Origin of the sequence: Sphingomonas sp. 3-13AW (genome assembly GCF_049311085.1) — a bacterium.
Taxonomy (GTDB): domain Bacteria; phylum Pseudomonadota; class Alphaproteobacteria; order Sphingomonadales; family Sphingomonadaceae; genus Sphingomonas.
In genome coordinates, this window is sequence record NZ_JASNVZ010000010.1 from 118,237 (window position 1) to 143,144 (window position 24,908).

The following is a 24,908-nucleotide window of genomic DNA, read 5'->3' on the forward strand; positions in this document are numbered from 1 at the left end:
CCACGATGACGCAGTACGTTTACCGTTTTGGCGGCGGAGTTTCGGACGGGGGCTCTGGCGACAAGACGCTGCTGGGCGGCAAGGGCGCCAACCTCGCGGAGATGGCCTCGATCGGCCTGCCGGTGCCGCCGGGCTTCACCATCTCCACCCAGATGTGCACCCGCTATTACGAGGAGGGGCAGAGCTTCCCGGACTCGCTGCGCCAGGAAGTGGCCGAGGGGATCGCGCATATCGAGGGCGTGACCGGCAAGAAGTTCGGCGATGCTGCCGATCCGTTGCTGGTGTCGGTACGTTCCGGCGCGCGCGTGTCGATGCCGGGCATGATGGACACGGTGCTGAACCTGGGCCTCAACGACCGGACGGTCGAGGGGCTGGCGGCAGCATCGGGCGACGCACGCTTCGCCTGGGACAGCTATCGCCGGTTCATCCAGATGTATTCCGATGTCGTCCTTGAGCTCGACCACGGCCGCTTCGAGGAAGCGCTGGAGATCGCCAAGGAAGACAATGGCTACAACCTCGACACCGAGTTGACGGCGGAGGACTGGCAGAAGCTGGTCGCCGAGTACAAGGCGCTGGTCGAGGAGCTGTGGGGCAAGCCGTTTCCGCAGGACGTGCAGGACCAGCTGTGGGGCGCGGTTGGCGCGGTGTTCGGATCGTGGCAGGCGGATCGGGCGAAGGTCTATCGCCGGCTGAACGACATCCCGGGCGACTGGGGCACTGCCGTCAATGTGCAGGCGATGGTGTTCGGCAACATGGGCGACACCTCTGCCACGGGCGTTGCGTTCACGCGCAACCCCGCGACGGGCGAGAACGCCTATTACGGCGAATTCCTCATCAACGCGCAGGGCGAGGACGTGGTCGCGGGTATTCGCACGCCGCAGTACCTGACCCGGGCCGCGCGCGAGGCCGCCGGTGCCAAGCCGCTGTCGATGGAAGAGGCGATGCCGGATGCCTATGCCGAGCTGGCGGCGGTGTTCGACCGGCTGGAGCGGCATTACCGCGACATGCAGGACATCGAGTTCACGGTGCAGCAGGGCAAGCTCTGGATGCTGCAGACGCGCTCGGGCAAGCGCACGGCCAAGGCTGCGCTCAAGATCGCGGTCGACATGGCCGAAGAGGGGCTGATCACCCGCGAGGAAGCGGTCGCCCGCGTCGATCCGGCTGCACTCGACCAGCTGCTCCACCCGACGCTCGACCCGGATGCGCCGCGCGACGTGCTGACCAAGGGGTTGCCCGCTTCGCCGGGCGCCGCATCGGGCGCCGCCGTGTTCGACAGCGAGACGGCCGAGCGCCGCTCCGCCACCGGGGAGCCGGTCATCCTGGTGCGCGTCGAGACGTCACCGGAGGATATCCACGGGATGCACGCCGCCAAGGGCATTCTGACCGCGCGCGGCGGCATGACCAGCCATGCGGCGGTGGTTGCGCGCGGCATGGGACGCCCCTGCGTGTCGGGTGCCGGATCGCTATCGATCGATAGCCGTGCGCGCGTGATGCGGATCGGCACGCGGGAGATCCGCGAGGGCGACACGCTGACCATCGACGGCTCCACGGGCGAGGTGATGGCAGGTTCGGTGCCGACGGTTCAGCCCGAGCTTGCCGGCGACTTCGGCACGCTGATGGAATGGGCCGACGGCGTCCGCCGCCTGCGGGTGCGCGCCAATGCCGAGACGCCGCTCGACTGTCGCACCGCCCGCGACTTCGGTGCGGAGGGCGTCGGCCTCTGCCGCACCGAACACATGTTCTTCGAGGGCAGCCGGATCACTGCCGTCCGGCAGATGATCCTGGCCGAGGACGAGAAGGGCCGTCGCGCAGCCCTGGAGAAGCTGCTGCCGGAACAGCGTGGCGATTTCGTCGAGATCTTTGAAGTGATGGCGGGGCTGCCCTGCACCATCCGCCTCCTCGATCCGCCGCTCCACGAGTTCCTGCCGCATGAGGAGGCGGAATTCGTCGAGGTCGCGGCAGCGGCCGGCGTGGGCGTCGAACAGCTCAAGCGGCGCGCCGCCGAACTCCACGAGTTCAACCCGATGCTGGGCCATCGCGGCTGCCGGCTGGGCGTGACCTATCCCGAGATCTACGAGATGCAGGCGCGCGCGATCTTCGAGGCGGCGTGCGAAGTCGCGGGGAAGTCCGGCGAAGCACCGATCCCGGAAGTGATGATCCCGCTCGTGGCCACGGCCCGTGAGCTGGAGCTGATGAAGATCGTCGTCGACACGGCGGCGCAGGCGGTCTTCGCCGAAAAGGGCCGGACGATCACCTATCTGGTCGGCACCATGATCGAGCTGCCGCGGGCGGCGCTCAAGGCGGGTGAGATCGCGCGTGTGGGCGAGTTCTTCTCGTTCGGCACCAACGACCTGACCCAGACGACGCTGGGCGTCAGCCGCGACGACGCGGCACGTTTCCTGGGCGTCTACGTCGACAAGGGCATCTACGCGCGCGACCCGTTCGTGAGCCTGGACGTCGAGGGCGTGGGCGAGCTGATCGAGATCGCAGCCGAGCGTGGCCGGGCGACCCGGCCGGACGTGAAGCTTGGCATCTGCGGCGAGCATGGCGGCGATCCCGCCTCGATCGCCTTCTGCGAGAAGGCGGGGCTCGATTACGTCTCCGCCTCCCCGTACCGCGTGCCGATCGCACGGCTTGCAGCGGCACAGGCAGCGCTGGCCGCCCGCAAGCAATAAGCAGCGGCCCGGCTGGGGCTGGAGTTGTGACGGGAGGGGCGCGATCTGGTCGAGCCCCTCCCATCGGGTTCAGTGACCCGACAGAGACTTAGCCCCAGCGGCGGATGTGCTCGTCGTCGCGGCCTTCGCGGATCATCGCGGCCTGCTCCCGCCAGCCCTCGCGGGCGATCGTGCCCGGTGCGAGACGCAGCTGGGCCTCCAGCGTCTGCTCCTCGTCGGTGCTCATCGTCTCAATGGCCTTGAAGGTCTTGATGCCGCGATCGTTGAGTTCGCGCTCCCGTACCTCGTCGATGCCGCGAATCCGCGAGAGGTTGTCGCGGCCCCAGCCGAACCAGCCGCCAAGGCCTTCGCTACGATGGGTGTCGGTGGCCAGTGGCGCAGTCGCGGCGGTCGCAGCAGTCGTCGCGGCAAGCGGCGCCGTGCCACCTCGCACGGGATCGTTGTAGACGGTGCCGCCATGGACGGTCTCGACCGGGGCGGCGCGCAAGGCGCGGTCGCGTTCCGCTTCCAGCTCGCGAATTCGCACGTCGCGAGCCTTCAACTCGGCCGCGGCCTCTTCCCGATAGCGGCGATGTTCGACTTCCTCGGCATGGTGCCGCTCGCGCCACTTGCGACCGCCGGAGCTGGAGGCAAGGCCGAACAGCCAGCCGGCGACCAGGCAAAGAACGAGCACGAGATATTGGGTAGGCGTGTGGAACAGCATGGCGGCCTCCGATCGATTCGGACCGTCAACGATCTGTCCGAACCCTCCGTTCCTCGGCCGCTACTTCGAGCCCAGCGCGTCCGAGATCGAGCAGGCGGCAGGTCCCAAAATCACCACGAACAGCGTGGGCAGGATGAACAGGATTAGCGGCACGGTCATGATCGCGGGCAGGCGCGCAGCCTTTTCTTCCGCGCGCATCATGCGCTCGTTCCGGAACTCGGCGGACAGCACGCGCAGGGCAGAAGCCAGCGGCGTGCCATATTTCTCGGTCTGGATCATGGTGGTGGCGACGCTGCGCACCGCATCCAGGTCGATGCGCTGGGTGAGGTTCTCGAACGCCTGGCGCCGCTCGGTCAGGAAGCCCAGTTCGATCGCAGTGAGCGAGAACTCCTCGCCCAGTTCGGGATAGGCGCGCCCCAGTTCCCGTGCGACCCGGCCAAAGGCGGCATCGACAGTCAGGCCCGCTTCCGCGCAGATCACCAGCAGGTCGAGCGCATCGGGCAGGCCCTTGCGGATCGCCGTCGATCGTTTGGTGATCTGGTTCTTGAGGTAGATGTCCGGGGCCTTGTAGCTGAAGATCAGTGAGCCCGCGACGAGCAGGTAGGATTTCAGCGGACCCCAGGTTGCGAAGGTGTCGGTGCCATAGACCAGGAATATCACCGGCCCGCCGATGATGATCGGCAGCACCAGCCGTCCGAAGATCACCGCGACCGCCCATTCGCGCGAGCGGATGCCCGCCTGCAGGAGCTTGGTCTGCGCGCTCTTGAGCTGCTCGTCCTGGAGCACCTTGAGCGAAGATAGCACCGACCGCATCCAGTCGGTCGTCTCGTTCTTCTTCACAAGCTGCGCGCGCCGGCGCGAGACGGGGGCGATGATCCCCGCCTTGAGCTGTTCGCGCCGTTCGTTCAACGCCTTGACGCGCTTGGCCATTGGATCGCGAACCGACAGGGCGGCGTAGATCGCGATCAGAACTGCAAAGGCGGCGACGCCGGCGAGCAGCGTTGCCACCAGTAGCACGTCGACGCCCAGGATCGTCGGTCCCTCGGGATTGCTCAGCATCGATCAGATCTCGAAACTGATCATCTTGGACATCACAAAGGCGCCAAGCCCCATCCAGATGACGCCGGCAATGCCGATCACCATCAGCCTTTGGTCGGTGAAGAACGCGGCGAGATAGGCGCTGTTCACGAACCAGATCAGGCCGAACACCGCAAAGGGCAGCGAGCCGATGATGTACGCCGACGCCTTCGACTCCGACGACATCGCGTTGATCTTGAGCTTCATCTGCGCGCGCTTGCGCAGCACATCGGCGAGGTTGCTGAGCGTTTCCGACAGGTTGCCGCCGGTTTCGCGCTGGATCGCGATCGTGATCAGGAAAAACTGGAACTCGGGCGTGCCGATTCGGTCAGCCGTTTCCTGGAGCGCCATGTCGAGCGTGCGCCCGATCCGCATACGGTCCGAAACCGCCCGGAATTCCTCGCCAACGGGTCCTGGCACTTCCTGGCCGACCACGCCCATGGTTTCGGTGATCGGCAGTCCCGACCTTAGGCCACGAACGAGAAGCTCGATCGCGTCCGGAAACTTCGCGGTGAACTTCTTGACGCGTCGGTTAATGGTGAAGCTCACCACCTTGTGCGGGATGCCGGCACCCAGGAACAGCGCGAGAAAGAAGCTGAGGAGCAGCGGCATCCCTTGCATCCACAGAAACACCATCGAAATCACGGCGATCCCCAGCGTCGCCAGCCCATAGCGGCCGACGGTCCAGTTCTTGCCGGTCATCGACAGTCGTTGCTGAAGCTGGGCCTGGTTCGGCAATAGTCGGCCCGCTGCTACGTCCATGCGCGAGGCGCGTGCGGTCGTGATGCGGCGGATCTGTGCGTCCATGCTCGCGCCGCGGGATGTCACCTGGTGCCGCTCGCGGATAGCCGCCAGCCGGCGCACCCGCGCCTTCTCCACCGACGGCCCCATGAAGGCGAACGCCAGCAGCAGCAGTACCAATCCCGAGCCGAGGATCAGCAACAGGAACGGCATCGGGTTCATGCTTACCGTTTCACCACCCCACTGCCCAGGCGGGACCGTAGCTGCCCGAGCCTGCCGAGCAGGGACGGCGCGCCGCCGCCCGCGGCCGCAGCGCCGGCGCGCCGGTCGTTGCCCCCGGCTAGGTCGTCGGCGATCGAGACGACTTTCGCGGCGAGGTCCACCAGAGGTGCTACCGTCTTGGTGCCCTTGCCGATCTCCGCCAGAGGCTTTCCGAGCTTGGCGGCCTGCACTGCGAGCTTCTGGTCGAACGGTACCTGATAATCGACGGCCCGCTCGATCGAGGTTTCGAAATCCTTGCGGCTGATCTCCATCTGCGCGGCCGGATGGACGCGGTTGGCGAGCAGCAGCACCGTGGCTTCGGGCGCGTTGCTCTTGAGCCAGGAGAGGATCCGGATCGCGTCGCGTGCAGCGGCCAGCGTATATTCCGTCACGACGATGACGACCGGCATTTCCTGCGCCAGCTGCGGATGGTTGACGAGGATGGAGCGCGGCAGGTCGACCACGGTGCATTCATAGGCGTTGCGCATCTCTTCGCGCAGGCGGCGAAACACGCTGCCGTCGGTCAGCACCGGGCTGTTGATGGGAGCTTCTGCCGAGAGCACTGCCAGCCGCTCCGACGCGCGCACCATCGCGCGTTCGATGAACAGTCCGTCAATCCGACTCGGGTTCTCGATCGCGTCGGTGAGGCCGCGCCCGGGCTCGAGATCGAGGGCGAGCGCGCCGATGCCAAAATGCACATCAAGGTCGAGGAGCGCGGTGGTGCGCCCGGCGCGCTCGCTCAGCAGCCAGGCGAGCGAGGTGGCGACGGTAGAGGCGCCAGCACCTCCGCGGGTGCCGATCACGGCGGCCGCGCAGTGCGGGCGTTGGACTGGGGCGGGCTCACCCATTTTCGGTGCGGTCAGCAGCGTTTGCGCTTGCGTGAAGGCGTCTCGCACCGCGTCGGGATTGAGGGGCTTCAGGAGATAATCTTGGATGCCGCTCGCCAGGAGATCGCGATAGAGCCGCACGTCGTTCACCTGCCCCGCGGCGATCACCACGGTGCCGGGTTCGCAGACTTCTGCCAGCGCATTGATGTCGCTGATCGGGTCGCTCGTCTCAGAGAGATCCACGAACAGGAGGTTCGGACTCGACGCAACCGACAACGCCTGCACCGCGCTGCGGAGGTCGCCGCGCTGCACCTTGTCGGCCTGCCAGCCGAACGAGTGGACGATCGGGCGTAGAATGTCGGCGGAGGCGTCGTCGGTAACGAAGCCGGCAAAAGGCTCTCGGGTAGCGGGACGATCAGCCATCAGTTTCCTGCCATCCCGGTCGTGCCGGATTCGAGGCCTGTGCCCGAGCCACCGCCCATCCCGCCGCCACCGCTGCTGCCGGCAGTCGCGCCGCCCGCCGGCCCGCCGAGGGCGGTACTTGGCTTGCGGCGATAGGCTTCGACCGCCTTGGTCGCGTTGACGGGATCGGCAATGCCGGTGCCGGCTTGGCCGTGGACCAGATCGTCCGGACGGGCGACCATTGCGGCGAGGTTAGAATTGATCGCGCAGCCGTGGTTGGAGGCGGTGTGCGCATCCATGGTATGGGGTTCATAGCGGTCAGTCTGGGGGCAGCTTGGCACGCTTGCGAAACCGCGCGTGACCACGACACGCAGCGTGCCCGGGGCGACGCCGCCGTCCGTCGCGGACGCGGTGTCTGCCAGCAGCAGGCCGTAACGAGCAGCTTCACTGGCCACCTGCCGACGGGCGCCTGTGGAGCCGCTCGGATCCTCCACCGCGATACGGTCGCCATACCCCGGCCTGAGGTTCGCCATCCAGCTGGCAAGGCGCCCGGCTTCGCCTTCGCCAAGACCATAGGGGGTCATCGCGAGGTCGACGGCATACTCGCTGTGGGACACGACCGGCTGGTGGACCGATTCGATGCCGCGGTTGGCGCCAGGGTCACAGGCGGCGAGGAGCAGGGCAGGGGCGGACCATGCCACCACCGCGAGACGCGAGTACATGTTCTTCTCCAACGGCAGCGTCACTGGTTGCTGAAGCCCGGCGTTGCGGGCGCCTTCTTGTTCTTGCGCTTGCTCAGGCGATCGTCGGCGAACACCGGCAGATTGGGACCCGCCGGCAGCGGGGCGCCGACGACGGGAGCTCGCCCGGCGGTTGACGGAGCGAGCGTCGGGACCGGGCGCGGACCGGCCGGCGTCGCGCTGATCCCGGCGCCCAGCAGGACGCGGTCGGCGTCATCCGGCGCGCGGTAATGGTCGGTCGGCAGCACGATCTGGTTCGCGTCGACTGGCTTCACCAAATAGGGGGTGATCACGATCACCAGCTCCGTCTCGTTGCGCTGGAATGCGTTGGAGCGGAACAGCGACCCGATGATCGGCAGGTTGGCCAGAAAGGGTGTCTGGTTGACCGAATTGTCGTGGCTGTTCGACAGCAGGCCCGCGATCATGAAGCTCTGGCCGGAACCCAGTTCCACCGTCGTCTCGGCGCGGCGGGTCGTAAGCGCCGGAATGATGACGTTGGCGAGCTGAACTGCTCCGGTGTTGGTGATCTGCGATACCTCCGGCCGGACCCGCAACGAGATGCGACCGTCCGACAGCACGGTCGGCGTATAGGCAAGGCTGACGCCATATTGCTTGTATTCGACGGAGGTGGCGCCGAGCCCCTGTGCAAGCGGGATCGGGATTTCGCCTCCGGCCAGGAAGGTGCCGGTTTCCCCGGACACCGCCGTGAGGTTCGGGTTGGCGAGCGTCGTCACCTGGCCGTTGCGCTCGCCCAGGTCCAGCGAGGCGAGCAGGTCCAGGCCCAGCAGCCGCCCTGCGCCGCCGATGGTCGAGCCTACACCCGGCGGGACTGGGAAGATGTTGGTTCCGCCGCCGGTGATCGTTCCCTGCCGGCCCTGGCCGATGTTGAACTGGAACCCGCCCGTGGTATCCCGCGAGGTGAGATTGACGCCGATGTTCTTGACGTAGCTGCGGCTTACCTCAGCGATGCGGACTTGCAGGTTGACCTGCAACGGGGTCGCCGTCTTGAGCCGGCTGAGCACACGCGTGCCCTCGCCGACAAAGGCCTGCGCCAGCGACTGGGCTTCGGCGATGTCCTCGGGTGAGCGGACGGTGCCGGTGAGCAGGACCATGTTGTTCATGGGCGTGGCGGTGATCTGCGCCTCCGGCATCGCCATCGCGAGCATCTCGCCCACGGTGGTGATGTTGTTCCCAACCATGACGGTGGCGGCATAGATGGTCGCGCCAGAGCGCGACGTGGCGTGGACCGTGGTTTCGCCTACGCTCTTGCCGAACACGTAGAGCTGGCGCGCGGAGCGGACCTGAACGTCTGCAATGCGGTCGTCGGCGACGAACACGTCGGTCATTGCATCCGGCAGGTTGATCAGCTGGCCCCGCCCGGTGTTCATCTGAACCACTGGCGGCGAGGACGCCACTGTTTGAGCCGCCAGCGGGAGGGGGGCGCCTGCGCCTGCCGCCAAGGCGGCGATCAGCGCGAACGGCGTGCTCATAAGCCGGGCCCGGATGCGCATGTCAGTTCCTCCCCCCAACCGGGACGACGGTAAGCGCGCTTCCGCGCGCGATGCGGACGGAGGGACCCGAAACCGCCGTGTTCGCGCCGCTGATCATGCCCGGACCGGCGATAATCGGCACCCCGGACATTCCGACGTTATCGCTTCGCGGCTTGCCGGGAACGGAGCTGCGCTGGAAGCGCGACACGTCCGCGCCGGTGGAATAGGTGACGGAGCCTTCGACCGGCCGGCTGGTGAGGCGCGCAAGCGCCGCCTGTTCCGCCTTTGGATCGTCGCTGTCCGGCAGGGTGGCGTCACCGCTTGCGATCGCTTCTTCCAGTTCGGTGCTGCTGTCTGCCAGCGAGCGCAGCGACAATGTGAGCTGGCCCACGGTTTGCGCGACGGCGATCTTTTCCGCGATGCGGGGCGTCGCCTCCAGCGTCACGGTCGAGAAGGCGTTCACCACCGTGTTGCCCTTGTCGTCGACCTGCTTGTCGGTGCGCTGGTCCGTCGCCAGCACGCGCAGATTGCGCAGCATCGTCTCGGACGCCCGGAGTGGAGCGCCGTCGCCGCCGCCTTCGATCGTCTGCGTCAGGATCAGGTCGACGCGATCGCCGGGAAACACAAAGCCGCCGACGGCGCTCTGGATGGAAACCGGCACCGTCACCGCGCGCATGCCCGGGCCCAGCGCTGCGGCCAGGAAGCCGCGGTCGCCGGGCTTCACCAGCGCGCCCTGGGTGATCGGCTGGCCGGCCGGAATCGCGTAGCGCACGACGGTGCCGGCCAGCTTGGTCGCGTCCGGTGAGCCTTCGGTATAATAGGCGTCGGTGACGAGATCCTGCGGCCACGCCTGGAAGGCGAGCGCGCCGGGGTCGATGATCGTGCCGACCGGCAGCGCCCGCTTGGCCACCAGCACCTTCGGGCCGGCGATGACCGTGGGCTCACCGCCCGCGGCCGCAGCGGGTGCGGTGGCGCCCTGCATCAGGTTGCGCGCCATGAAGGCGGTGATCGCCGCCACAAACAGCGCGCCAACCAGCAGCAGGACTTTACGAGAATCCATGACGTCGAAGCCTTTCCGTCGTGCGGCGGAGTTGATGCGGCATCAGCCAGTCACCGGAACTGGTTAAGAAGGGGTTCGCGGATCACCACCAGCGCTGCCAGCGCGATCGCCACCCCATAGGGAATCTCGGGAAGCTGTTTCCGCCTCCTCAATGCCTTTTCAGCAAGCATCAGAAGGGTGAGCGCACCGCCCAGCAGGGACATCAACACCAGCATCCACAACAGCGTCGACGGTGGCAGCCATAATGCGAGCGCGCCGATCATCTTCACGTCGCCGCCGCCCATCTGCCCCATCGAGAAGGCGAGAACGAACAGGCCAAAGACCAGCATTGCGACCGCTATCTGGATGGCGACTCCGGGCCACAGCGTCAGTCCGCTGGCAACCCACCACAGCGGCGCGAGCAGGGCGATCGCGGCGTTCTTCCAGTTTGCGATCTCGCGCGTGCGCACGTCCTCGACTCCTGCCGACAGCAAAAGGGCGACCAGCGCGAGCAATAGAAAGGAGGTAAGCGACACCTGCATCGCCCAACCCCCTAGACGGGGCCACTTACGAAACCGTAACCGTGGCCCATGGCAGCCCACGCCCTGTATCGCCGTGCAATCCCGTCCGCGGCGCGGATTACCCGATGGATTGCGCCCGATGGGTGGGAGCACCGGCGGTTCGACTGGCCCGCGACCGGAGGTGAGGGCTACCGTGGCGCGATGCTGTTCCAGGTGGGGCGCGGCGACGTCTTCGAAAAATACCTCGAGAGCTTCGCGCATTGGCGCGCGTGCGGCTGGTCGATCACCAGCTTCGACTGGCGCGGGCAGGGCGGATCGGGGCGACTGACCGAGGACCCGCGTTGCGGGCATATCGATTCGTTCGACACCTACGTCGCGGATCTCGCCGACTTTGCCGCAGCTTGGCGCGAGGAGAGCTACGGCCCGCATGTGCTCGTCGGCCACTCGATGGGCGGGCATCTGGTGCTGCGCGCGCTGGTCGAGGGCCGGGTCGAGGCAGACGCTGCCGTGCTGGTTGCCCCCATGCTGGGCCTGAAGTCGCCGGTCGGGCCACGTCTCGGCGAGCGCGCGGCGCGGCTGCTCGCCGGCCGCGGTTTCGCGCGGCGGCGGGCGTGGGGCCGGAACGAGCGCCCGTTCACCCGCGCTGCCCGTCAGACGCTGCTCACCTCCGATCGCGAACGCTATGAGGATGAGCTGTGGTGGATCGAGGCGAATCCGACGAATGTCGCGGGACCGCCCAGCTGGGGATGGCTTGCGGAGGCGTTTCGGTCCGCACGTGGGGTTGCGGCGAACCCCGCGCTCGCGACGCTCGACGTGCCGATGCTGTTGCTGGTTGCCGAGAAGGACGCGCTGGTCGACCCCGCCGCCGCGATTACAGTGGCCGAGCGGCTCCCGCGCGCGGTGCTGGTTCGCTTCGGCCCGGAGGCACGCCACGAACTCCTGCGCGAAACCGACGCGATCCGGGATCGTGCGATCCAGGAGATCGATCGCTTCCTCCAGGATGCGCTGGTCGCGGCATGAGCCGGCGCATCGCCATCGTGGGCGCGGGCATGGCCGGCGCAAGCCTTGCCGCGTTGATCGCAGGGCAGGACGCTGTGGTGCTGCTGGAGGCGGAGGCGCATCCCGGCTTCCACGCCACCGGCCGCTCGGCGGCCTTCTGGTCCGAGACCTATGGCGGACCGGGCGTGCAGCCTCTCACCAGCGCATCCGGCCCGTTCCTGAAGGATCCCGGCCCCGAGTTCGGGAACATGTCCTTCCTGTCGAAGCGCGGCGAGTTGATGATTGCGCCCGCGACGGACGCGACGTCGCTCGAGGCCTTCGCCGCGCGATTCGAAGGATCGGGCATCGCAATGCGGCGCGAAGACGCGGCCTTGCGCGTGCCCGGCCTGAAGGGTGCGTGGCAGGGATTGTGGATGCCGAGCTGCGCGGACATCGACGTCGCGCGGCTGCACGGTGCGTTTCTCACACGCGCGCGGCGGCTGGGCGCGGTTCTTCGCTGCGATTCGGCACTGCTGAAAGCGCGTCGGTCGGGCGGGGCGTGGCAGCTGCGGCTCGCCGATGGCGAGACCCTGACCGTCGACGTCCTGGTCAATGCCGCGGGGGCCTGGGCCGATCGGGTGGCCCAACTTGCCGGAGCCGAGCCGGTGGGGATCCAGCCCTATCGCCGGACCATGGTGCAACTGCGCGTCGATCCGCCTGCACCCGCAGGCTTGCCCGTCGTGATGGATGCTGCAGGCGGATTCTATTTCAAGCCGGAGCCGGGCGGGCGGGTGTGGCTGACGCCGCATGACGAGACGGCCGTCGAGGCCGGGGATGTCGCCGCGGAGGAAATCGACGTCGCGCTGGCGATCGACCGCATGCAGCGCGTCGTCGACTGGCGGGTCGAGGCGGTCGAGCGCCGCTGGGCCGGCCTGCGCAGCTTCGCGCCCGACCGGCTTCCGGTCTATGGCTGGGACCCAAGGATCGAGGGGCTGTTCTGGTGCGCCGGCCAGGGCGGGTTCGGCATCCAGACCGCGCCCGCCGGCGCCGCCCTCTGCGCGGCGCTGCTGAATCGAGGTCAGATGCCGCGCGGAGTCGATGCGGACTTATACCGGCCCGGCCGGTTCTGACCCTCAGGCTGCGGCGGTGGTCCGGCCCGCCGCCATCGCCGCGTCGCTCGCCAGCTTGTCGGCGCGCTCGTTCTCGGGGTGGCCGGCATGGCCCTTGACCCAGACCCATTTGATCTGGTGCGGCTTGGCCGCGGCGAGCAGCGCCTGCCACAGTTCGGCATTCTTCACCGGCTTGCGGTCCGCGGTCTTCCAGCCGTTCTTCTGCCAGCCGTGGATCCACTTGGTCAGGCCATCCATGACGTAGCGGCTGTCGGTCGACAGCGTCACCTGACAGGGTCGGGTGAGGGCGTTCAGCCCCTCGATCGCGGCCATCAACTCCATGCGGTTGTTGGTGGTGTGCGCTTCTCCGCCCGAAAGTTCGCGCTCGTGCGCGCCGGAACGGATCACCACGCCCCAGCCGCCGCGGCCCGGATTGCCCTTGCACGCGCCGTCGGTGAAGATTTCGACGGAGGTCAGATCGGTCATGAAAAGGCGTTCCTGTTATTCTCGTACCAGTCGAGCCGCCGCAGATAGGCGAGCGGATCCTTGCGCGTCACCAGCGCATCGGCAGGCGTGTTGATCCAGTCCCAGGCGCGCGTCAGCAGGAAGCGCAGGCAGGCACCTTCGGCAAGGACGGGCAGCGCCGCGCGCTCTGCGCTCGAAAGACCGAAGCCGGCGGCATAGCCCTCCAGCAGGGCGCGCCCCACCGCCGGGGCGAGCGAAACGCCGTTCCCGTCAAAGCTCCAAGCGGAGTGCATCACGGCAAGATCGTAGGCGCGCACGTCCGTGCAGGCGAAGTAGAAGTCGATGAGGCCGGTGACTTCGTCGCCCAGCATCAGGACATTGTCGGGAAACAGATCCGCGTGGATGGCGCCGGTGGGTAGCTGCCCTGGCCAGGCGGCGAGCACCCGGTCCAGCGCGCCTCCCACCCGATCGCGCAGGCCCGCCTGGATGCTGTCGAGCCCGGGCGCGCACTGCTCGAACAGATGCGGCCAGGCTTCCACGCCCATGGAATTCGTACGTGTCAGGGCGAAGTCAGTAAGTGCGGCATGCATCTGCGCCATCGCAGCACCTCCGGCTCGGGCCTGGGTCGGTGTCGGCTGGCTGAGCGATACGCCGGACAGGAACTCGATCAGGCAGGCCGGACGGCCTTCCAGTGTCTGGATGACGGTGCCGCTGCGATCGGGAAGTGCGCGGGGCACCGGGCTGCCGGCGTCGGCGAGCTTGTCGATCATCGCGAAGAAGAAGGGCAGGTCGCCCGCATCCACCCGCTTTTCATAGAGCGTCAGGATGAACCGCCCGCGGGTCGTGTCGACGAGATAGTTCGAATTCTCGACCCCTTCGGCGATCCCCTTGGCCGAAACCAGGGCCCCCACGTCATAGCGGGCTAGGAAGGCGCTAAGCGCCTCCGCCGAAACCTGCGTGTAGACGGCCATGAGCTCAGGCGGCGGCTTCGAGGCCGCGGGGCAGCTTGAAGGTCAGGGTCTCGCGCGTCATCTCGACCTCGCGCTCGCGAATGTCGAAACGCTCGGCAAGCCGGCCGACGACTTCGCGCACCAGCATCTCGGGCGCGGAGGCGCCGGCAGTGAGCCCCAGCGTGCGGACACCTTCGAGCCACGCGAAATCGACTTCGGCGCCGCGCTGGATCAGGTGCGCGGGCGTGCCTTCACGCTCGGCGACTTCGACCAGGCGCAGCGAGTTGGACGAGTTCGGCGCGCCGATCACCAGGACAAGGTCGCACGAGGAGGCGATCGCCTTCACGGCCGCCTGGCGGTTGGAGGTCGCGTAGCAGATGTCGTCCGCCTTGGGCGCGACGATGGCCGGGAAGCGGCGCTGGAGCGTCGCCATGATATCGGCGGTGTCGTCGACCGACAGGGTGGTTTGCGTGAGGAACGCGAGGTTGGCCGGGTCGATCGGCATGATCGCCTCGGCATCCTCGACCGTCTCGATCAGCGTCATCTGACCCTGCGGCACTTGGCCGAAGGTGCCGATCACTTCCGGGTGGCCGGCGTGGCCGACGAACAGGATGTGATGACCGGTGGTCACCAGCCGTTCCGCCTGACGGTGCACCTTCGAGACAAGCGGGCAGGTGGCGTCGAGATATTCGAGACCGCGGTCCTCTGCCTCGGCAGGGACGGACTTGGGCACGCCATGGGCGGAAAACACCACCGGCACCCCGGGGGGAACTTCCTCCAGCTCCTCGACGAACACTGCGCCCTTCGCGCGCAGGCTGTCGACGACGAACTTGTTGTGCACGATTTCGTGGCGGACATAGACGGGCGCGCCGTGCTTTTCGATCGCGAGCTCGACGATGCGGATCGCACGGTCGACGCCGGCACAGAAGCCGCGGGGGGCCGCGATCAGCAGATCGAGGACAGGCTTGGCGGTTGCCGCCAGGACAGGGTCGGTCATCACTCCCGGGCATCTACGCGATTGCTTGCGCGCTTGAAAGGCGCTTCCTATGCTGGCGACGGTCCGGGTCGGCGCTTGAGCGGCGGCCCGTTCGTCGTGAAAGGTGTACCTCCCTGTGATCGTCCGAACGCTCGCTGTTTCCGCTGTCGCGCTCCTCGCCCTCGCGGGGTGCAGCCGTAAAGGCGAGATCGACGTGACCCGTGGCGTCGGCATCACGACCGTGCGCTCCGCCTGCCCGGCAACGGGCATTCCCGCCGGAACTGGCGACATCACGCTGTTCGACCCCGCCGGCAGCCAGCTGGCGAGCGCAATCGACGTGACCGCCACGATTACCAACGTGCGCGCCACCTGCAACGAGTCGGGCGACGACATCGTCTCAACCGTAACCTTCGACATCCTGGCGCGCCGCACCCGTACCGACGGTGCCCGGCAGGTCCAGCTTCCGTACTTCCTGACGGTCGTTCGCGGCGGAACGCAGGTGGTGGCAAAGCGCATCAACCAGGCGACGCTGGACTTCGCACCGGGCGAGGCCCGCGCGCAGGCGCAGGGCAGCGCGACCGCCGTGGTCCAGCGCTCCGCAGCGACGCTGCCGGCGGACATTCGCGAGCAGATCGTGCGGCCGCGCAAGGCGGGCGCGCAGGATGCGGCAGTCGACCCGCTGTCGACCCCGGAAGTGCGCCAGGCGGTGCTCAACGCCTCGTTCGAGGCGCTGGTCGGCTTCCAGCTGACGCGGGACCAGCTGCGCTACAACGTCACGCGCTGATTTAGACGGGGCCGTGCGTGGCCGATTGACTCGGCCACGCGTGCAAGCCACAGCAAGTACGTCGATGGTCGGGAACGGCCATGAGCACGCGCGGGAGAGCGCCGCAGGCCTTCGAGGCCGCATGCGGCCGCCGAAGGAGCAACCGCCCCGGAATCTCTCAGGCAAACGGGACCGCGCGCGTCAACGACACTCTGGAAAGCGCGTCGGCATGACTGGCGCCACCGAAGGGGTAAGCACGGCAACCGCGTGCGAAAGCTCTCAGGTTCCGTGACAGAGGGGGCGGCGATGCAGCGGGGAGGCCCGCGTCTTCGTCGTGCCCGACCTGCCGGAGACTGCGCAATGAGCGACCTCGTACCCAATCACGACGCGCACTCGGACGATGCCGAGGTGCTGCCGCCTTCCCTGCTACCGCTCGACGCGTGGCATCGTGCCCACGGCGGCCGGATGGTGCCGTTCGCCGGCTATGAGATGCCGGTGCAGTACGAGGGCATCATGGCGGAGCATCTTTGGACTCGCCAGCACGCCGGCCTCTTCGATGTCAGCCACATGGGCCAGCTCCTTTTCACCGGTGAAGGCGTGACCCAGGCGCTTGAGGCATTGCTGCCGGGCGACCTGCAGGTGCTCGCGCCCAACCGTATGCGCTATTCGTTGCTGCTCGCGGAGAACGGCGGCATCCTCGACGACCTGATGGTAACGCGCTTGCCGGAATCGCATCCGTTCGGCGAGGCGGGTGAGCCGGCTCCGGCGGGCGAAGCCTTTTACATGGTCGTGAACGGCGCCACCAAATACGAGGACCTAGGCCATCTGCGCGAGGCGCTGGCCGACTCGATCACCATCAACCATCTGGAAGACCGCGCGCTGCTGGCGCTGCAAGGACCGGAAGCGGTCGCGACGCTCACGCGCCTCATCCCGGGCGTGGATGCGCTGCGCTTCATGACGGCCGGTGCGTTCGAATGGCAGGGCCACGCCTTGTGGATCAGCCGCTCCGGCTACACCGGCGAGGACGGCTGCGAGATTTCGCTGCCGGCCGAGGCTGCCGAGGCGTTCGCCGATGCGCTGACTGCCGAGCCGGGCGTCAAGCCGATCGGCCTGGGTGCGCGCGACTCGCTGCGCCTGGAGGCGGGGCTGCCGCTGTACGGCCACGACCTGGACGAAGAGACCACGCCCGTGACCGCCGACCTGGGCTTCGCGCTTTCGAAGCGCCGCCGCGAGGAGGGGGGCTTCCCCGGTGCCGAGCGCATCCTGGCAGAGCGGGCCGAGGGGCCGAAGATGAAGCGCGTCGGCCTGCGGGTCGATGGACGCCAGCCGGTGCGCGAGGGTGCGACCGTGGTCGACGGATCCGGCAAGGCGATCGGCCGTGTGACCTCCGGCGGCTTCGCCCCGAGCGTCGGTGCGCCGATCGCCATGGCCTATGTGCCGGCCGCGCTTGCGGTGCCCGGCACCGATGTCACCCTGTCCCAGCGCGGCAAGGCGCACAGCGCCGAAGTCGTGCCCATGCCGTTCATTGCCCACAACTACGTCCGCTAAGGAGCGCCCTCGATGAGCCGTTTTTTCACCGAAGACCATGAGTGGATCGAAGTCGACGGCGACGTCGCAACGGTCGGCATCACCGAATATGCCCAGAGCCAGCTGGGCGACATCGTGTTCGTCGAAGTTCCCGAGGAAGGCCGTGAGCTGACCAAGGGTGACGAGGCGGCGGTCGTTGAGTCGGTCAAGGCCGCGTCCGACGTATACACGCCGGCCTCAGGCACCGTCCTTGAGGGCAACGCCGATCTTGAGGACAGCCCCGCGCTCGTCAACGAGGATCCGGAAGGCGACGGCTGGTTCTTCCGCCTGACGCTGTCCGATCCGTCGGAGCTCGAAGGGCTGATGGACTCGACCAAGTACGCGGCTTTCATCGCCAAGCTCTAACCCAACGTCCTGCCAGCCCAAGGCTGGCATCTCGGGCCGCGGGCGCTTCCCCTGGGGACGCGCTCGCGGCGTGAGGCTCCGGCGGTGGCCGGGGATGACCTCCCGAAGGAATGCCATGCGCTACCTGCCTTTGACTCAGCCCGACCGCGAAGCGATGCTCGCCGCGGTTGGCGCGCCCTCCGTCGATGCGCTGTTCGCTGATGTGCCCGAGGGCGCTCGGCTCGACGGCCCCGTGCCGGGCCTCCCCAACCACGCGAGCGAGCTCGCCGTGGAACGCCACCTCACCAAGCTCGCCGCCAAGAACCTGGCAGCGGGGGCGGCGCCGTTCTTCCTGGGCTGTGGCGCCTACCGCCATCATGTCCCGGCAAGCGTCGACCATCTGATCCAGCGTGGCGAGTATCTCACCGCCTACACGCCCTATCAGCCGGAAATCGCGCAGGGCACGCTGCAGATGCTGTTCGAGTTCCAGACGCAGGTAGCGACGCTGCTCGGCTGCGACGTCGCGAACGCGTCGATGTACGACGGCTCGACCGCCTGCTGGGAAGCGATCACCATGGCGCGCCGGGTCACTCGCCGCGGCAAGGCGATCCTCTCGTCGGGGCTCCACCCGCACTATGTCTCGGTCGCGCAGACCATGGCGAAGTTCACCGGCGACGTGCTGGAATCGTCCGCGCCCACGCTGACCGCGGAAACCGACAGCGACGCGCTGATCGCGGCGATCGATGGCGATACGTCCTGCGTGGTCGTCCAGTATCCCGATATCCTTGGCCGCATCCCGGACCTGCGCCCGATCGCCGAGGCAGCGCACGCCAACAAGGCGCTGCTGATCGCGGTGGTGACCGAGCCGGTGGCGCTGGGCGCGATCGCCGCGCCCGGTGATCTCGGCGCGGACATCGTCGTGGGCGAGGGCCAGTCGCTGGGCGTCGGCCTGCAGTTCGGCGGGCCCTACGTCGGCCTGTTCGCCTGTTCCGACAAGCTGGTGCGCCAGATGCCGGGCCGCCTGTGTGGCGAGACCGTGGATGCCGAGGGCAAGCGCGGCTTCGTCCTGACGCTGTCGACCCGCGAGCAGCACATCCGCCGCGAGAAGGCGACGTCGAACATCTGCACCAACTCCGGCCTGTGCGCGCTGGCGTTCTCGATCCACATGACGTTGCTCGGTGAGAAGGGGCTGCGCCAGCTTGCGTTGAGCAACCACGCCCGCGCCTCGGCTGCCGCCGACCGGCTGGCGAAGGTGCCGGGCGTCGAGCTGGTGAACACCAGCTTCTTCAACGAGTTCACGCTGAAGCTGTCGAAGGAGGCGCGCCCAGTGGTCCGCACCCTGGCAGAGCGCGGCGTGCTGGCGGGCGTGTCGCTCGGCCGGCTCTATCCGGACGCGGCGGAACTCGCCAACGGCCTGGTGGTGGCGGTGACCGAGACGGTGACCGCCGAGGATATCGAGACACTCGCAACCGAGCTCGAAGAGGTGCTGGCATGACGATCAATCAGAGCGGCTGGCGCCCGGAGATGGGCGGCGGCGAAGATGCGGTGCAGGCGACCTTCACGGGCAACCGCGCGCTGATGCTCGAAGAGCCGTTGCTGTTCGAGATCGGTTCGACCCACGTGACCGGCGTCGACTTCGACGAAGCGCCGCAGGCCTCGTCGCGGCTGGGCGGCATGGAGCGGACTGCGCCGATCGGCCTGCCGGGCCTGTCGGAGCCGGAGGCGGTGCGCCACTATACGCGCCTGAGCCGTCAGAACTACGCGATCGACCTGGGCCTGTTCCCGCTCGGCTCGTGCACGATGAAGCACAATCCGCGGCTGAACGAGCGCATGGCCCGCTTGCCGGGCTTTGCCGACGTGCACCCGCTACAGCCGGTCGACACGGTGCAGGGGGCGCTGGAGGTGATCCACCAGCTCGCGCACTGGCTGGTGACGCTGACCGGCATGGACTCGGTGGCGATGAGCCCCAAGGCCGGGGCGCATGGCGAACTGTGCGGCATCCTTGCGATCCGGGCGGCGCTGGAGGCCAAGGGCGAGGGGAACCGCAAGGTCATCCTGGTGCCTGAGAGCGCCCATGGCACGAACCCCGCGACCGCTGCATTCGCCGGCTTCAAGGTCGAGGACATCCCCGCCACTGCCGAAGGGCGCGTGGACCTGGCGGCGCTGAAGGCGCGGCTGGGGCCGGACGTGGCGGGCGTGATGATCACGAACCCGAACACCTGCGGACTGTTCGAGCGCGACATGCGTGCGATCGGCGACGCCGTGCACGCGGCGGGCGGCTATGTCTATTGCGACGGCGCGAACTTCAACGCCATCGTCGGGCGCGTGCGGCCGGGTGACCTTGGCGTCGACGCGATGCACATCAACCTCCACAAGACCTTCTCGACCCCGCATGGCGGCGGCGGGCCGGGTTCCGGGCCGGTGGTGTTCTCGGCGGCGCTGACGCCGTTCGCGCCGCTCCCCTTCGTCGACAAGCAGGGCGATCGCTTCGTCCTGGTCGAGGAAGAGACGGCGGGCGAGCATCATGCCAGCAGCTTCGGCCGCATGGTCGCCTTCCACGGCCAGATGGGCATGTTCACCCGCGCGCTGAGCTATATCCTCAGCCACGGTGCGGACGGCCTGCACCAGGTGTCGGGCGATGCGGTGCTCAACGCCAACTATGTGCTGCGCCAGCTTGAGGACGTGCTCGATGCGCCGTTCGGCGGCAGCGGCCCCTGCATGCACGAGGCGCTGTTCTCGGACGCGGGGCTTGCCGAGGGCTTTACCACACTGGACGTTGCCAAGGGGCTCATCGACGAGGGGTATCACCCGATGACGATGTACTTCCCGCTGGTCGTCCATGGCGCGATGCTGATCGAGCCGACCGAGACCGAAAGCAAGGCGGCGCTCGACCAGTTCATCGGCGCGCTGCGTTCGGTGGCGGAACGGGCCAAGGCGGGGGATCAGTCGTTGAAGGGCGCCCCGCACTTCGCGCCGCGTCGCCGACTCGATGAGACCTTGGCTGCGCGCAAGCCGGTGCTGCGCTGGAGGGCGCCGCAGCCCGCCGCCGAAGCCGCCGAGTAAGGGCATATCGCTTCCTCCCGGACGCGGTGTCCGGGAGGAGGTTCGGCAGTATTTGGGCAAGATCAGCCGGATCGGCCTTCGGCTGGAACCGGCCAAGTATCGGCCACGTTGTTCCGAATAGTTCACGCTCCGTTCAACCGCCTGGTGCGATCGTTGCGGTCATATCTGTTCGGGAGAATTCCCATGTTTCTGAAGCGCATCCGCACCCTCGCGCTGGTGGCAGCCGCGGGCCTCGGCGTCAGTGCCTGCACCTATGGCGATGGTGGCTACGGCTACTCCGGCGTGTCGCTGGGCTATGGCTCGGGCGGCTATTACGATCCCTATTATGACGGTTATGGATATGGGCCCGGCCTGGGCTCGTCCTACTTCGGCTGGTACGGCGACTATTATTATCCGGGCACCGGATATTACGTCTACGACCGCTACCGGCGCCCGCATCGCTGGAACAACGACCAGCGTCGCTATTGGGAACAGCGCCGGCAGAGCTGGCGCGGCAGGGACCGCCCGCGCAACAACTGGAACGACTTCCGCCCTGGGAATAACCGTCCCGGGGTCCGACCCGGTCGTCCGGGCGATGGGCGTCCCGGCTATGGTCGTCCGGGCTATGGTCGTCCCGATGGCGACGGGCGCCCCGGCGTTCGTCCCGGCCGCCCCGGTGACGGTCGGCCCGGCTATGGCAGGCCCGATCGCCCGGGTCGTCCGGACGGGGTGCGACCCACGCCCGGGCAGGGAACTCCCGGGGCCGGCTCCCCGCGGCCGCCGCGTCCTGACGCCGGCGCTACCCGTCCTCGTGGCGGTGGCCAGTACACGCCCGGAAGCCGTCCGGGCGGGCAGCGCTGGGGCGGGCAGGGCCGGCCGGGCGGCACGCGGTACGGCGGCGGCAATCGCGGTGGCGGACCGCGCCCCCAGAACCGCTAGGCGATCTGAGGCTCCGGCGACCGTCGGAGCCTCATTCGCGATTCCCTAGTCAGCCGGCGCCTGCCGCGTCCGCAGCAGCGCGGAGGCGATGAAGCGCAGCACCGCGACGTCGTCCTGGTTGAACAGCGTGACGCGCGTGCGCAGGATGCCCATCTCCGGGCGGCTGGCCGAGGCGCGCTTCTCGAGCACTTCGGTCTCGCAGCGCAGCGTGTCGCCGGGATGGACCGGCCGCAGCCAGCGCAGTTCATCGACTCCGGCCGCGCCCAGGCTCGCCTGCGGGTGGACCTTCATCTCCTCGACCAGCATCGCCATCGCCATCGCGCAGCTGTGCCAGCCGCTGGCGGCGAGCCGGCCGAAGTGGGTTTCGGCCGCGCCCTCGTCCGACAGGTGGAAGGGCTGGGGATCGTAGCGGCGTGCGAAGTCGAGCACTTCCTCGCGCGTCACTTCATAGCGGCCGAAGCGGGCGGTTTCGCCCTCAACAATGTCTTCGAAATAGCGCATCCGGACCCCTTAGCCGCGCCTGCAAAGCTGGCAAGGCCGCTTAGCGGGCGCGCGCGGATCGAAACACGGTGTCGCTGCCGTCGACGCCCGGCGCCTGCGGCAGGCCGATGAGGTCCCGCAGCAGCGGATAGACATCGACATTGTCGAACGCCGGGACGGTGCCGCCGCGGGCAAAGGCGGGCCCGTTGGCGATGAACAGCGCCTCCATTTCGGGCGCCATATTGTCATAGCCGTGGGCGCCACCCCTCCGCGGCTCTGCGGGGGTGGTCGGCAGCACCTGCCAGCCGGTTTCGGCCAGGCACAGGATCGCGGGAACCCGCGCGTTCCTGCCATAATGGAGGCGGGCCGGGAGTTCGCCCTTGCGCCAGCACTGCATGTGCTCGTGCGGCGCGATCAGCGCCTTCTCCACGGCGGCTTCGCGGCCGGGAAGGGGGGTGAGGCTGGCATAGGGCCCGGCTTCCACCACGCGGTAAAAGCTCGCGTCGACCAGCTTGTCGAGCGCGACAACGCGGCTGGTGCTGGTGGCGGCCATGCCATGATCCGCCACGACGACGAGATTGGCGGGCTGCCCCAACGCCGTCAGGCCCTCCACCAGCGCACCGACGGCAGCGTCCACATCGGCTGCGGCCGCGTTCACTTGCGGCGAGTCCGGACCATAGGCGTGGCCGGCGCTGTCCACCGCCTCGAAATAGAGCGTCAGCAGCTTCGGGCGGATCTCGGCCGGGCGGCGGAGCCAGTCGAGGATGCCGTTGACGCGCTGCGTCGTGGTGATCGCCTGGTTGTACTGCTGCCAGTCGGACGGGCGCACCCCGTCGCCAAGCGGCACGTTCGAGCCCGGCCAGAACTGCGTCGCCGTCCGCACGCCCGCCTTCTCGGCCGCGACCCAGATCGGTTCGGCAGCGCTCCACCACGCCGGATTGTCGCTCGCCATGGTGAAGACGGTCTTCGGGTCGGCCGGATCCTCCATCCGGTTGCCGACAATGCCGTGGCGGTCGGGGCGTAGCCCGGTGACCAAAGTCCAGTGGTTGGGGAAGGTCTTCGACGGGAAGGACGGACGCATCGGCCCGGTGACCCCCTCTGCCGCCAACCGGGAGAGCACCGGCGTCACGCCCCGCTTCAGATAATCGGGATGGAAGCCGTCGATCGAGATCAGGATCGTGACCGGCGCGCGGACCTCCGCGGGCGCCGCGATCGGGATCGGGGGCGCAACGGGCGCGGTCGATGCAGATGTGGTGGTGCAGGCGGTGAGCGACGCGGCGGCCAGGAACGCGGCCAGGAGGGGCTTGAACATGCCCCCCCCTTCGCTCCGGTCAGAGGCAGGATTATGACAGCGGCAACGGTTCGCCGGCCTTTCGGCCGGCGAACGGCTCAGACGTTGAAGCGGAACAGCATCACGTCGCCGTCGTGGACGACATATTCCTTGCCCTCCTGACGCAGCTTGCCGGCCTCGCGCGCGCCGGCTTCACCGTTGCAGGCGATATAGTCGTCAAAGGCGATGGTCTCGGCACGGATGAAGCCGCGCTCGAAGTCGGTGTGAATCTCGCCTGCCGCCTGCGGGGCCTTGGCGCCCGCTTCCACGGTCCAGGCACGCGCCTCCTTGGGACCGACCGTGAAGAAGGTCAGCAGGTTGAGCAGCTTGTAGCCGGCGCGGATCACGCGGGCGAGGCCGGTTTCCGTCAGACCCAGGTCGTTCAGGAACTCCTGGCGATCGGCAGGCTCCATCGTCGCGATTTCGGCCTCGATCGCGGCGGAGACGACGACGGCCTGCGCGCCTTCGGCTGCCGCCTTCTCGAACACCTTGGCGGAAAGCGCATTGCCCTCGGCGGCGTCTTCCTCATTCACGTTGCAGACGTAGAGGACGGGCTTGGCGGTGAGCAGCTGCGCCTGGGCAAAGACGCGCGCTTCTTCCTCGTCCTTGGGCTGGGTGAGGCGCGCGGGCTTGCCTTCGCGCAGCAGTTCCAGCGCCTGGCCGAGCACGGAGGCGCCGATCTTGGCCTCCTTGTCGCCCTGCTGGCCCTTTTTGATGAGGTTGGGGACGCGCTTTTCCAGGCTTTCCAGGTCCGACAGCATCAGCTCGGTCTCGACCGTCTCGGCGTCGGCGATCGGGTCGACCTTGTTGTCGACGTGCTGGATGTCGTCGTTCTCGAAGCAGCGCAGGACATGGACGATGGCGTCCACCTCGCGGATGTTGCCCAGGAACTGGTTGCCCAGGCCCTCGCCCTTGCTGGCGCCACGCACCAGTCCCGCGATGTCCACGAAGCCCAGCTGGGTCTCGATGATCTTTTGCGAACTCGCGATGGACGCGAGCTTTTCCAGCCGCTCGTCAGGGACGGCGACGTTGCCGACATTGGGCTCGATCGTGCAGAACGGATAATTCGCCGCCTGCGCCGCTGCCGTCTGGGTCAGCGCGTTGAAAAGAGTGGACTTGCCGACGTTCGGAAGCCCGACGATGCCGCAGCGGAAACCCATGTCCGGTTCTTCGATCCCGTTGGTGAAGGTGAAGCCCGCCGCATAGGCGGTTCGGGCTCCCTTTACCAGATGGGTGCTGCGGCACCGCCGCGGCGATTATGCTTTCTTGCCGGCCTTCTTCGTCTTGGCCGCCGTCTTGGGCGCTTCGCTGTCGCGGGAAAGGAGCAGCAAGGCGCCGACCGCAACCGCGCCGATGCCGACGCCGGCAATGGTCGCCATCGTCACGTTGCGGGCATGCTGGCGCTCGGCCTGCTCTTCCGCCTTGCGGGCGGCAATCGCGGCGGTCTCGGCCAGCGCGGGCGGAGGCGGCGGGGGCGCCTGGCGGGGAT

General features: G+C 68.0%; 23 protein-coding genes, 1 pseudogene and 1 riboswitch. Of the genes and pseudogenes, 9 read left to right on the forward strand and 15 right to left on the reverse strand.

Annotated elements, in window-relative coordinates:
- The first annotated feature begins 5 nt into the window (after positions 1-5).
- Positions 6-2,675: a pyruvate, phosphate dikinase gene (gene ppdK / locus QP045_RS12515; protein WP_422515319.1), complete on the forward strand. Its 2,670-nt coding sequence runs from the start codon at positions 6-8 to the stop codon at positions 2,673-2,675.
- Positions 2,676-2,763: 88 nt separating this feature from the next.
- Here the strand turns inward: ppdK and QP045_RS12520 are convergent, their stop codons facing one another.
- Genes QP045_RS12520 through QP045_RS12555 form a run of 8 tightly spaced genes read right to left on the reverse strand, consistent with a single transcriptional unit; the run spans position 2,764 to position 10,497 of the window.
- The gene (locus QP045_RS12520; RefSeq protein ID WP_422515320.1) at positions 2,764-3,378 is read right to left on the reverse strand and encodes a hypothetical protein; all 615 of its coding nucleotides are present in this window, start codon (positions 3,376-3,378) and stop codon (positions 2,764-2,766) included.
- A 60-nt stretch (positions 3,379-3,438) separates the two neighbouring features.
- Positions 3,439-4,437 (reverse strand): type II secretion system F family protein, encoded by a 999-nt coding sequence (locus QP045_RS12525; RefSeq protein ID WP_422515321.1) that lies wholly within the window; start codon positions 4,435-4,437, stop codon positions 3,439-3,441.
- Positions 4,438-4,440: 3 nt separating this feature from the next.
- A complete protein-coding gene (locus tag QP045_RS12530) occupies positions 4,441-5,418 on the reverse strand; it encodes a type II secretion system F family protein (RefSeq protein ID WP_422515322.1) in 978 nt (325 codons plus the stop codon).
- 2 nt (positions 5,419-5,420) lie between these two features.
- A complete protein-coding gene (locus QP045_RS12535; protein ID WP_422515323.1) occupies positions 5,421-6,707 on the reverse strand; it encodes an AAA family ATPase in 1,287 nt (428 codons plus the stop codon).
- Positions 6,707-7,432: a CpaD family pilus assembly lipoprotein gene (locus QP045_RS12540; protein ID WP_422515324.1), complete on the reverse strand. Its 726-nt coding sequence runs from the start codon at positions 7,430-7,432 to the stop codon at positions 6,707-6,709. Before QP045_RS12540 ends, QP045_RS12535 begins: the two co-directional genes overlap by 1 nt.
- Complete coding sequence (locus tag QP045_RS12545; RefSeq protein WP_422515325.1) at positions 7,429-8,937, reverse strand: type II and III secretion system protein family protein; 1,509 nt, start codon at positions 8,935-8,937, stop codon at positions 7,429-7,431. Before QP045_RS12545 ends, QP045_RS12540 begins: the two co-directional genes overlap by 4 nt.
- Position 8,938: 1 nt before the next feature.
- The gene (gene cpaB / locus QP045_RS12550; RefSeq protein WP_422515326.1) at positions 8,939-9,976 is read right to left on the reverse strand and encodes a Flp pilus assembly protein CpaB; all 1,038 of its coding nucleotides are present in this window, start codon (positions 9,974-9,976) and stop codon (positions 8,939-8,941) included.
- A 50-nt stretch (positions 9,977-10,026) separates the two neighbouring features.
- Positions 10,027-10,497 carry an A24 family peptidase gene (locus tag QP045_RS12555; protein WP_422515327.1) on the reverse strand — a complete coding sequence of 157 codons (471 nt, stop codon included), beginning with the start codon at positions 10,495-10,497 and terminating at the stop codon, positions 10,027-10,029.
- 48 nt (positions 10,498-10,545) lie between these two features.
- Here QP045_RS12555 and QP045_RS12560 point away from each other — a divergent pair, with 48 nt between their 5' ends.
- Positions 10,546-11,496 (forward strand): alpha/beta fold hydrolase, encoded by a 951-nt coding sequence (locus tag QP045_RS12560; RefSeq protein ID WP_422515328.1) that lies wholly within the window; start codon positions 10,546-10,548, stop codon positions 11,494-11,496.
- Positions 11,493-12,584 carry an NAD(P)/FAD-dependent oxidoreductase gene (locus QP045_RS12565; RefSeq protein WP_422515329.1) on the forward strand — a complete coding sequence of 364 codons (1,092 nt, stop codon included), beginning with the start codon at positions 11,493-11,495 and terminating at the stop codon, positions 12,582-12,584. The genes QP045_RS12560 and QP045_RS12565 overlap by 4 nt, the downstream gene beginning before the upstream one ends.
- Positions 12,585-12,587: 3 nt before the next feature.
- On the opposite strand, the gene rnhA is transcribed toward QP045_RS12565, so the two are convergent.
- Genes rnhA through ispH form a run of 3 tightly spaced genes read right to left on the reverse strand, consistent with a single transcriptional unit; the run spans position 12,588 to position 14,975 of the window.
- Positions 12,588-13,049, reverse strand: a complete 462-nt coding sequence (gene rnhA, locus QP045_RS12570) for a ribonuclease HI (protein ID WP_422515330.1) — start codon at positions 13,047-13,049, stop codon at positions 12,588-12,590.
- Complete coding sequence (gene thrB, locus QP045_RS12575; protein ID WP_422515331.1) at positions 13,046-13,999, reverse strand: homoserine kinase; 954 nt, start codon at positions 13,997-13,999, stop codon at positions 13,046-13,048. The genes rnhA and thrB overlap by 4 nt, the downstream gene beginning before the upstream one ends.
- 4 nt (positions 14,000-14,003) lie before the next feature.
- Positions 14,004-14,975, reverse strand: coding sequence for a 4-hydroxy-3-methylbut-2-enyl diphosphate reductase (gene ispH, locus QP045_RS12580; RefSeq protein WP_422515332.1), 972 nt, complete (start codon positions 14,973-14,975; stop codon positions 14,004-14,006).
- A gap of 115 nt (positions 14,976-15,090) precedes the next feature.
- On the opposite strand from ispH, the gene QP045_RS12585 reads away from it, so the two are divergent.
- The 6 genes from QP045_RS12585 to QP045_RS12610 all read left to right on the forward strand — a co-directional run bounded on the left by QP045_RS12585 (position 15,091) and on the right by QP045_RS12610 (position 21,609).
- A complete protein-coding gene (locus QP045_RS12585; protein WP_422515333.1) occupies positions 15,091-15,738 on the forward strand; it encodes a hypothetical protein in 648 nt (215 codons plus the stop codon).
- A gap of 81 nt (positions 15,739-15,819) precedes the next feature.
- Positions 15,820-15,922, forward strand: a riboswitch (glycine riboswitch).
- 155 nt (positions 15,923-16,077) lie between these two features.
- Positions 16,078-17,265 carry a glycine cleavage system aminomethyltransferase GcvT gene (gene gcvT, locus QP045_RS12590; RefSeq protein WP_422515334.1) on the forward strand — a complete coding sequence of 396 codons (1,188 nt, stop codon included), beginning with the start codon at positions 16,078-16,080 and terminating at the stop codon, positions 17,263-17,265.
- A gap of 12 nt (positions 17,266-17,277) precedes the next feature.
- Positions 17,278-17,649: a glycine cleavage system protein GcvH gene (gene gcvH / locus QP045_RS12595; RefSeq protein ID WP_422515335.1), complete on the forward strand. Its 372-nt coding sequence runs from the start codon at positions 17,278-17,280 to the stop codon at positions 17,647-17,649.
- Between the two features lie 115 nt (positions 17,650-17,764).
- Positions 17,765-19,123 (forward strand): aminomethyl-transferring glycine dehydrogenase subunit GcvPA, encoded by a 1,359-nt coding sequence (gene gcvPA, locus QP045_RS12600; protein ID WP_422515336.1) that lies wholly within the window; start codon positions 17,765-17,767, stop codon positions 19,121-19,123.
- Positions 19,120-20,691, forward strand: coding sequence for an aminomethyl-transferring glycine dehydrogenase subunit GcvPB (gene gcvPB / locus QP045_RS12605; protein ID WP_422515337.1), 1,572 nt, complete (start codon positions 19,120-19,122; stop codon positions 20,689-20,691). The genes gcvPA and gcvPB overlap by 4 nt, the downstream gene beginning before the upstream one ends.
- A 183-nt stretch (positions 20,692-20,874) precedes the next feature.
- Entirely contained in the window at positions 20,875-21,609 is a 735-nt protein-coding gene (locus tag QP045_RS12610; RefSeq protein ID WP_422515338.1) for a peptidase, read from the forward strand.
- A gap of 45 nt (positions 21,610-21,654) precedes the next feature.
- On the opposite strand, the gene QP045_RS12615 is transcribed toward QP045_RS12610, so the two are convergent.
- The 4 genes and pseudogenes from QP045_RS12615 to QP045_RS12630 all read right to left on the reverse strand — a co-directional run.
- Positions 21,655-22,110, reverse strand: coding sequence for a MaoC family dehydratase (locus tag QP045_RS12615; RefSeq protein ID WP_422515339.1), 456 nt, complete (start codon positions 22,108-22,110; stop codon positions 21,655-21,657).
- Positions 22,111-22,150: 40 nt separating this feature from the next.
- Entirely contained in the window at positions 22,151-23,401 is a 1,251-nt protein-coding gene (locus tag QP045_RS12620) for an ectonucleotide pyrophosphatase/phosphodiesterase (protein WP_422515340.1), read from the reverse strand.
- A gap of 77 nt (positions 23,402-23,478) precedes the next feature.
- Entirely contained in the window at positions 23,479-24,579 is a 1,101-nt protein-coding gene (ychF, locus tag QP045_RS12625) for a redox-regulated ATPase YchF (RefSeq protein ID WP_422515341.1), read from the reverse strand.
- Between the two features lie 96 nt (positions 24,580-24,675).
- Positions 24,676-24,908, reverse strand: a pseudogene (locus QP045_RS12630) (hypothetical protein); the annotation flags it as partial.

Bases quoted from the DNA above. Each gene is read 5' to 3' on its own strand.
- rnhA (WP_422515330.1), bottom strand. From the start codon at position 13,049: ATGACCGATCTGACCTCCGTCGAAATCTTCACCGACGGCGCGTGCAAG.
- QP045_RS12615 (WP_422515339.1), bottom strand. From the start codon at position 22,110: ATGCGCTATTTCGAAGACATTGTTGAGGGCGAAACCGCCCGCTTCGGC.
- QP045_RS12545 (WP_422515325.1), bottom strand. From the start codon at position 8,937: ATGCGCATCCGGGCCCGGCTTATGAGCACGCCGTTCGCGCTGATCGCC.
- QP045_RS12620 (WP_422515340.1), bottom strand. From the start codon at position 23,401: ATGTTCAAGCCCCTCCTGGCCGCGTTCCTGGCCGCCGCGTCGCTCACC.
- QP045_RS12520 (WP_422515320.1), bottom strand. From the start codon at position 3,378: ATGCTGTTCCACACGCCTACCCAATATCTCGTGCTCGTTCTTTGCCTG.
- ppdK (WP_422515319.1), top strand. From the start codon at position 6: ATGACGCAGTACGTTTACCGTTTTGGCGGCGGAGTTTCGGACGGGGGC.
- gcvH (WP_422515335.1), top strand. From the start codon at position 17,278: ATGAGCCGTTTTTTCACCGAAGACCATGAGTGGATCGAAGTCGACGGC.
- ispH (WP_422515332.1), bottom strand. From the start codon at position 14,975: ATGACCGACCCTGTCCTGGCGGCAACCGCCAAGCCTGTCCTCGATCTG.
- QP045_RS12610 (WP_422515338.1), top strand. From the start codon at position 20,875: ATGTTTCTGAAGCGCATCCGCACCCTCGCGCTGGTGGCAGCCGCGGGC.
- cpaB (WP_422515326.1), bottom strand. From the start codon at position 9,976: ATGGATTCTCGTAAAGTCCTGCTGCTGGTTGGCGCGCTGTTTGTGGCG.
- gcvPB (WP_422515337.1), top strand. From the start codon at position 19,120: ATGACGATCAATCAGAGCGGCTGGCGCCCGGAGATGGGCGGCGGCGAA.
- QP045_RS12555 (WP_422515327.1), bottom strand. From the start codon at position 10,497: ATGCAGGTGTCGCTTACCTCCTTTCTATTGCTCGCGCTGGTCGCCCTT.
- thrB (WP_422515331.1), bottom strand. From the start codon at position 13,999: ATGGCCGTCTACACGCAGGTTTCGGCGGAGGCGCTTAGCGCCTTCCTA.
- gcvT (WP_422515334.1), top strand. From the start codon at position 16,078: ATGAGCGACCTCGTACCCAATCACGACGCGCACTCGGACGATGCCGAG.
- QP045_RS12530 (WP_422515322.1), bottom strand. From the start codon at position 5,418: ATGAACCCGATGCCGTTCCTGTTGCTGATCCTCGGCTCGGGATTGGTA.
- QP045_RS12525 (WP_422515321.1), bottom strand. From the start codon at position 4,437: ATGCTGAGCAATCCCGAGGGACCGACGATCCTGGGCGTCGACGTGCTA.
- QP045_RS12560 (WP_422515328.1), top strand. From the start codon at position 10,546: ATGGCAGCCCACGCCCTGTATCGCCGTGCAATCCCGTCCGCGGCGCGG.
- ychF (WP_422515341.1), bottom strand. From the start codon at position 24,579: ATGGGTTTCCGCTGCGGCATCGTCGGGCTTCCGAACGTCGGCAAGTCC.
- QP045_RS12565 (WP_422515329.1), top strand. From the start codon at position 11,493: ATGAGCCGGCGCATCGCCATCGTGGGCGCGGGCATGGCCGGCGCAAGC.
- QP045_RS12535 (WP_422515323.1), bottom strand. From the start codon at position 6,707: ATGGCTGATCGTCCCGCTACCCGAGAGCCTTTTGCCGGCTTCGTTACC.
- gcvPA (WP_422515336.1), top strand. From the start codon at position 17,765: ATGCGCTACCTGCCTTTGACTCAGCCCGACCGCGAAGCGATGCTCGCC.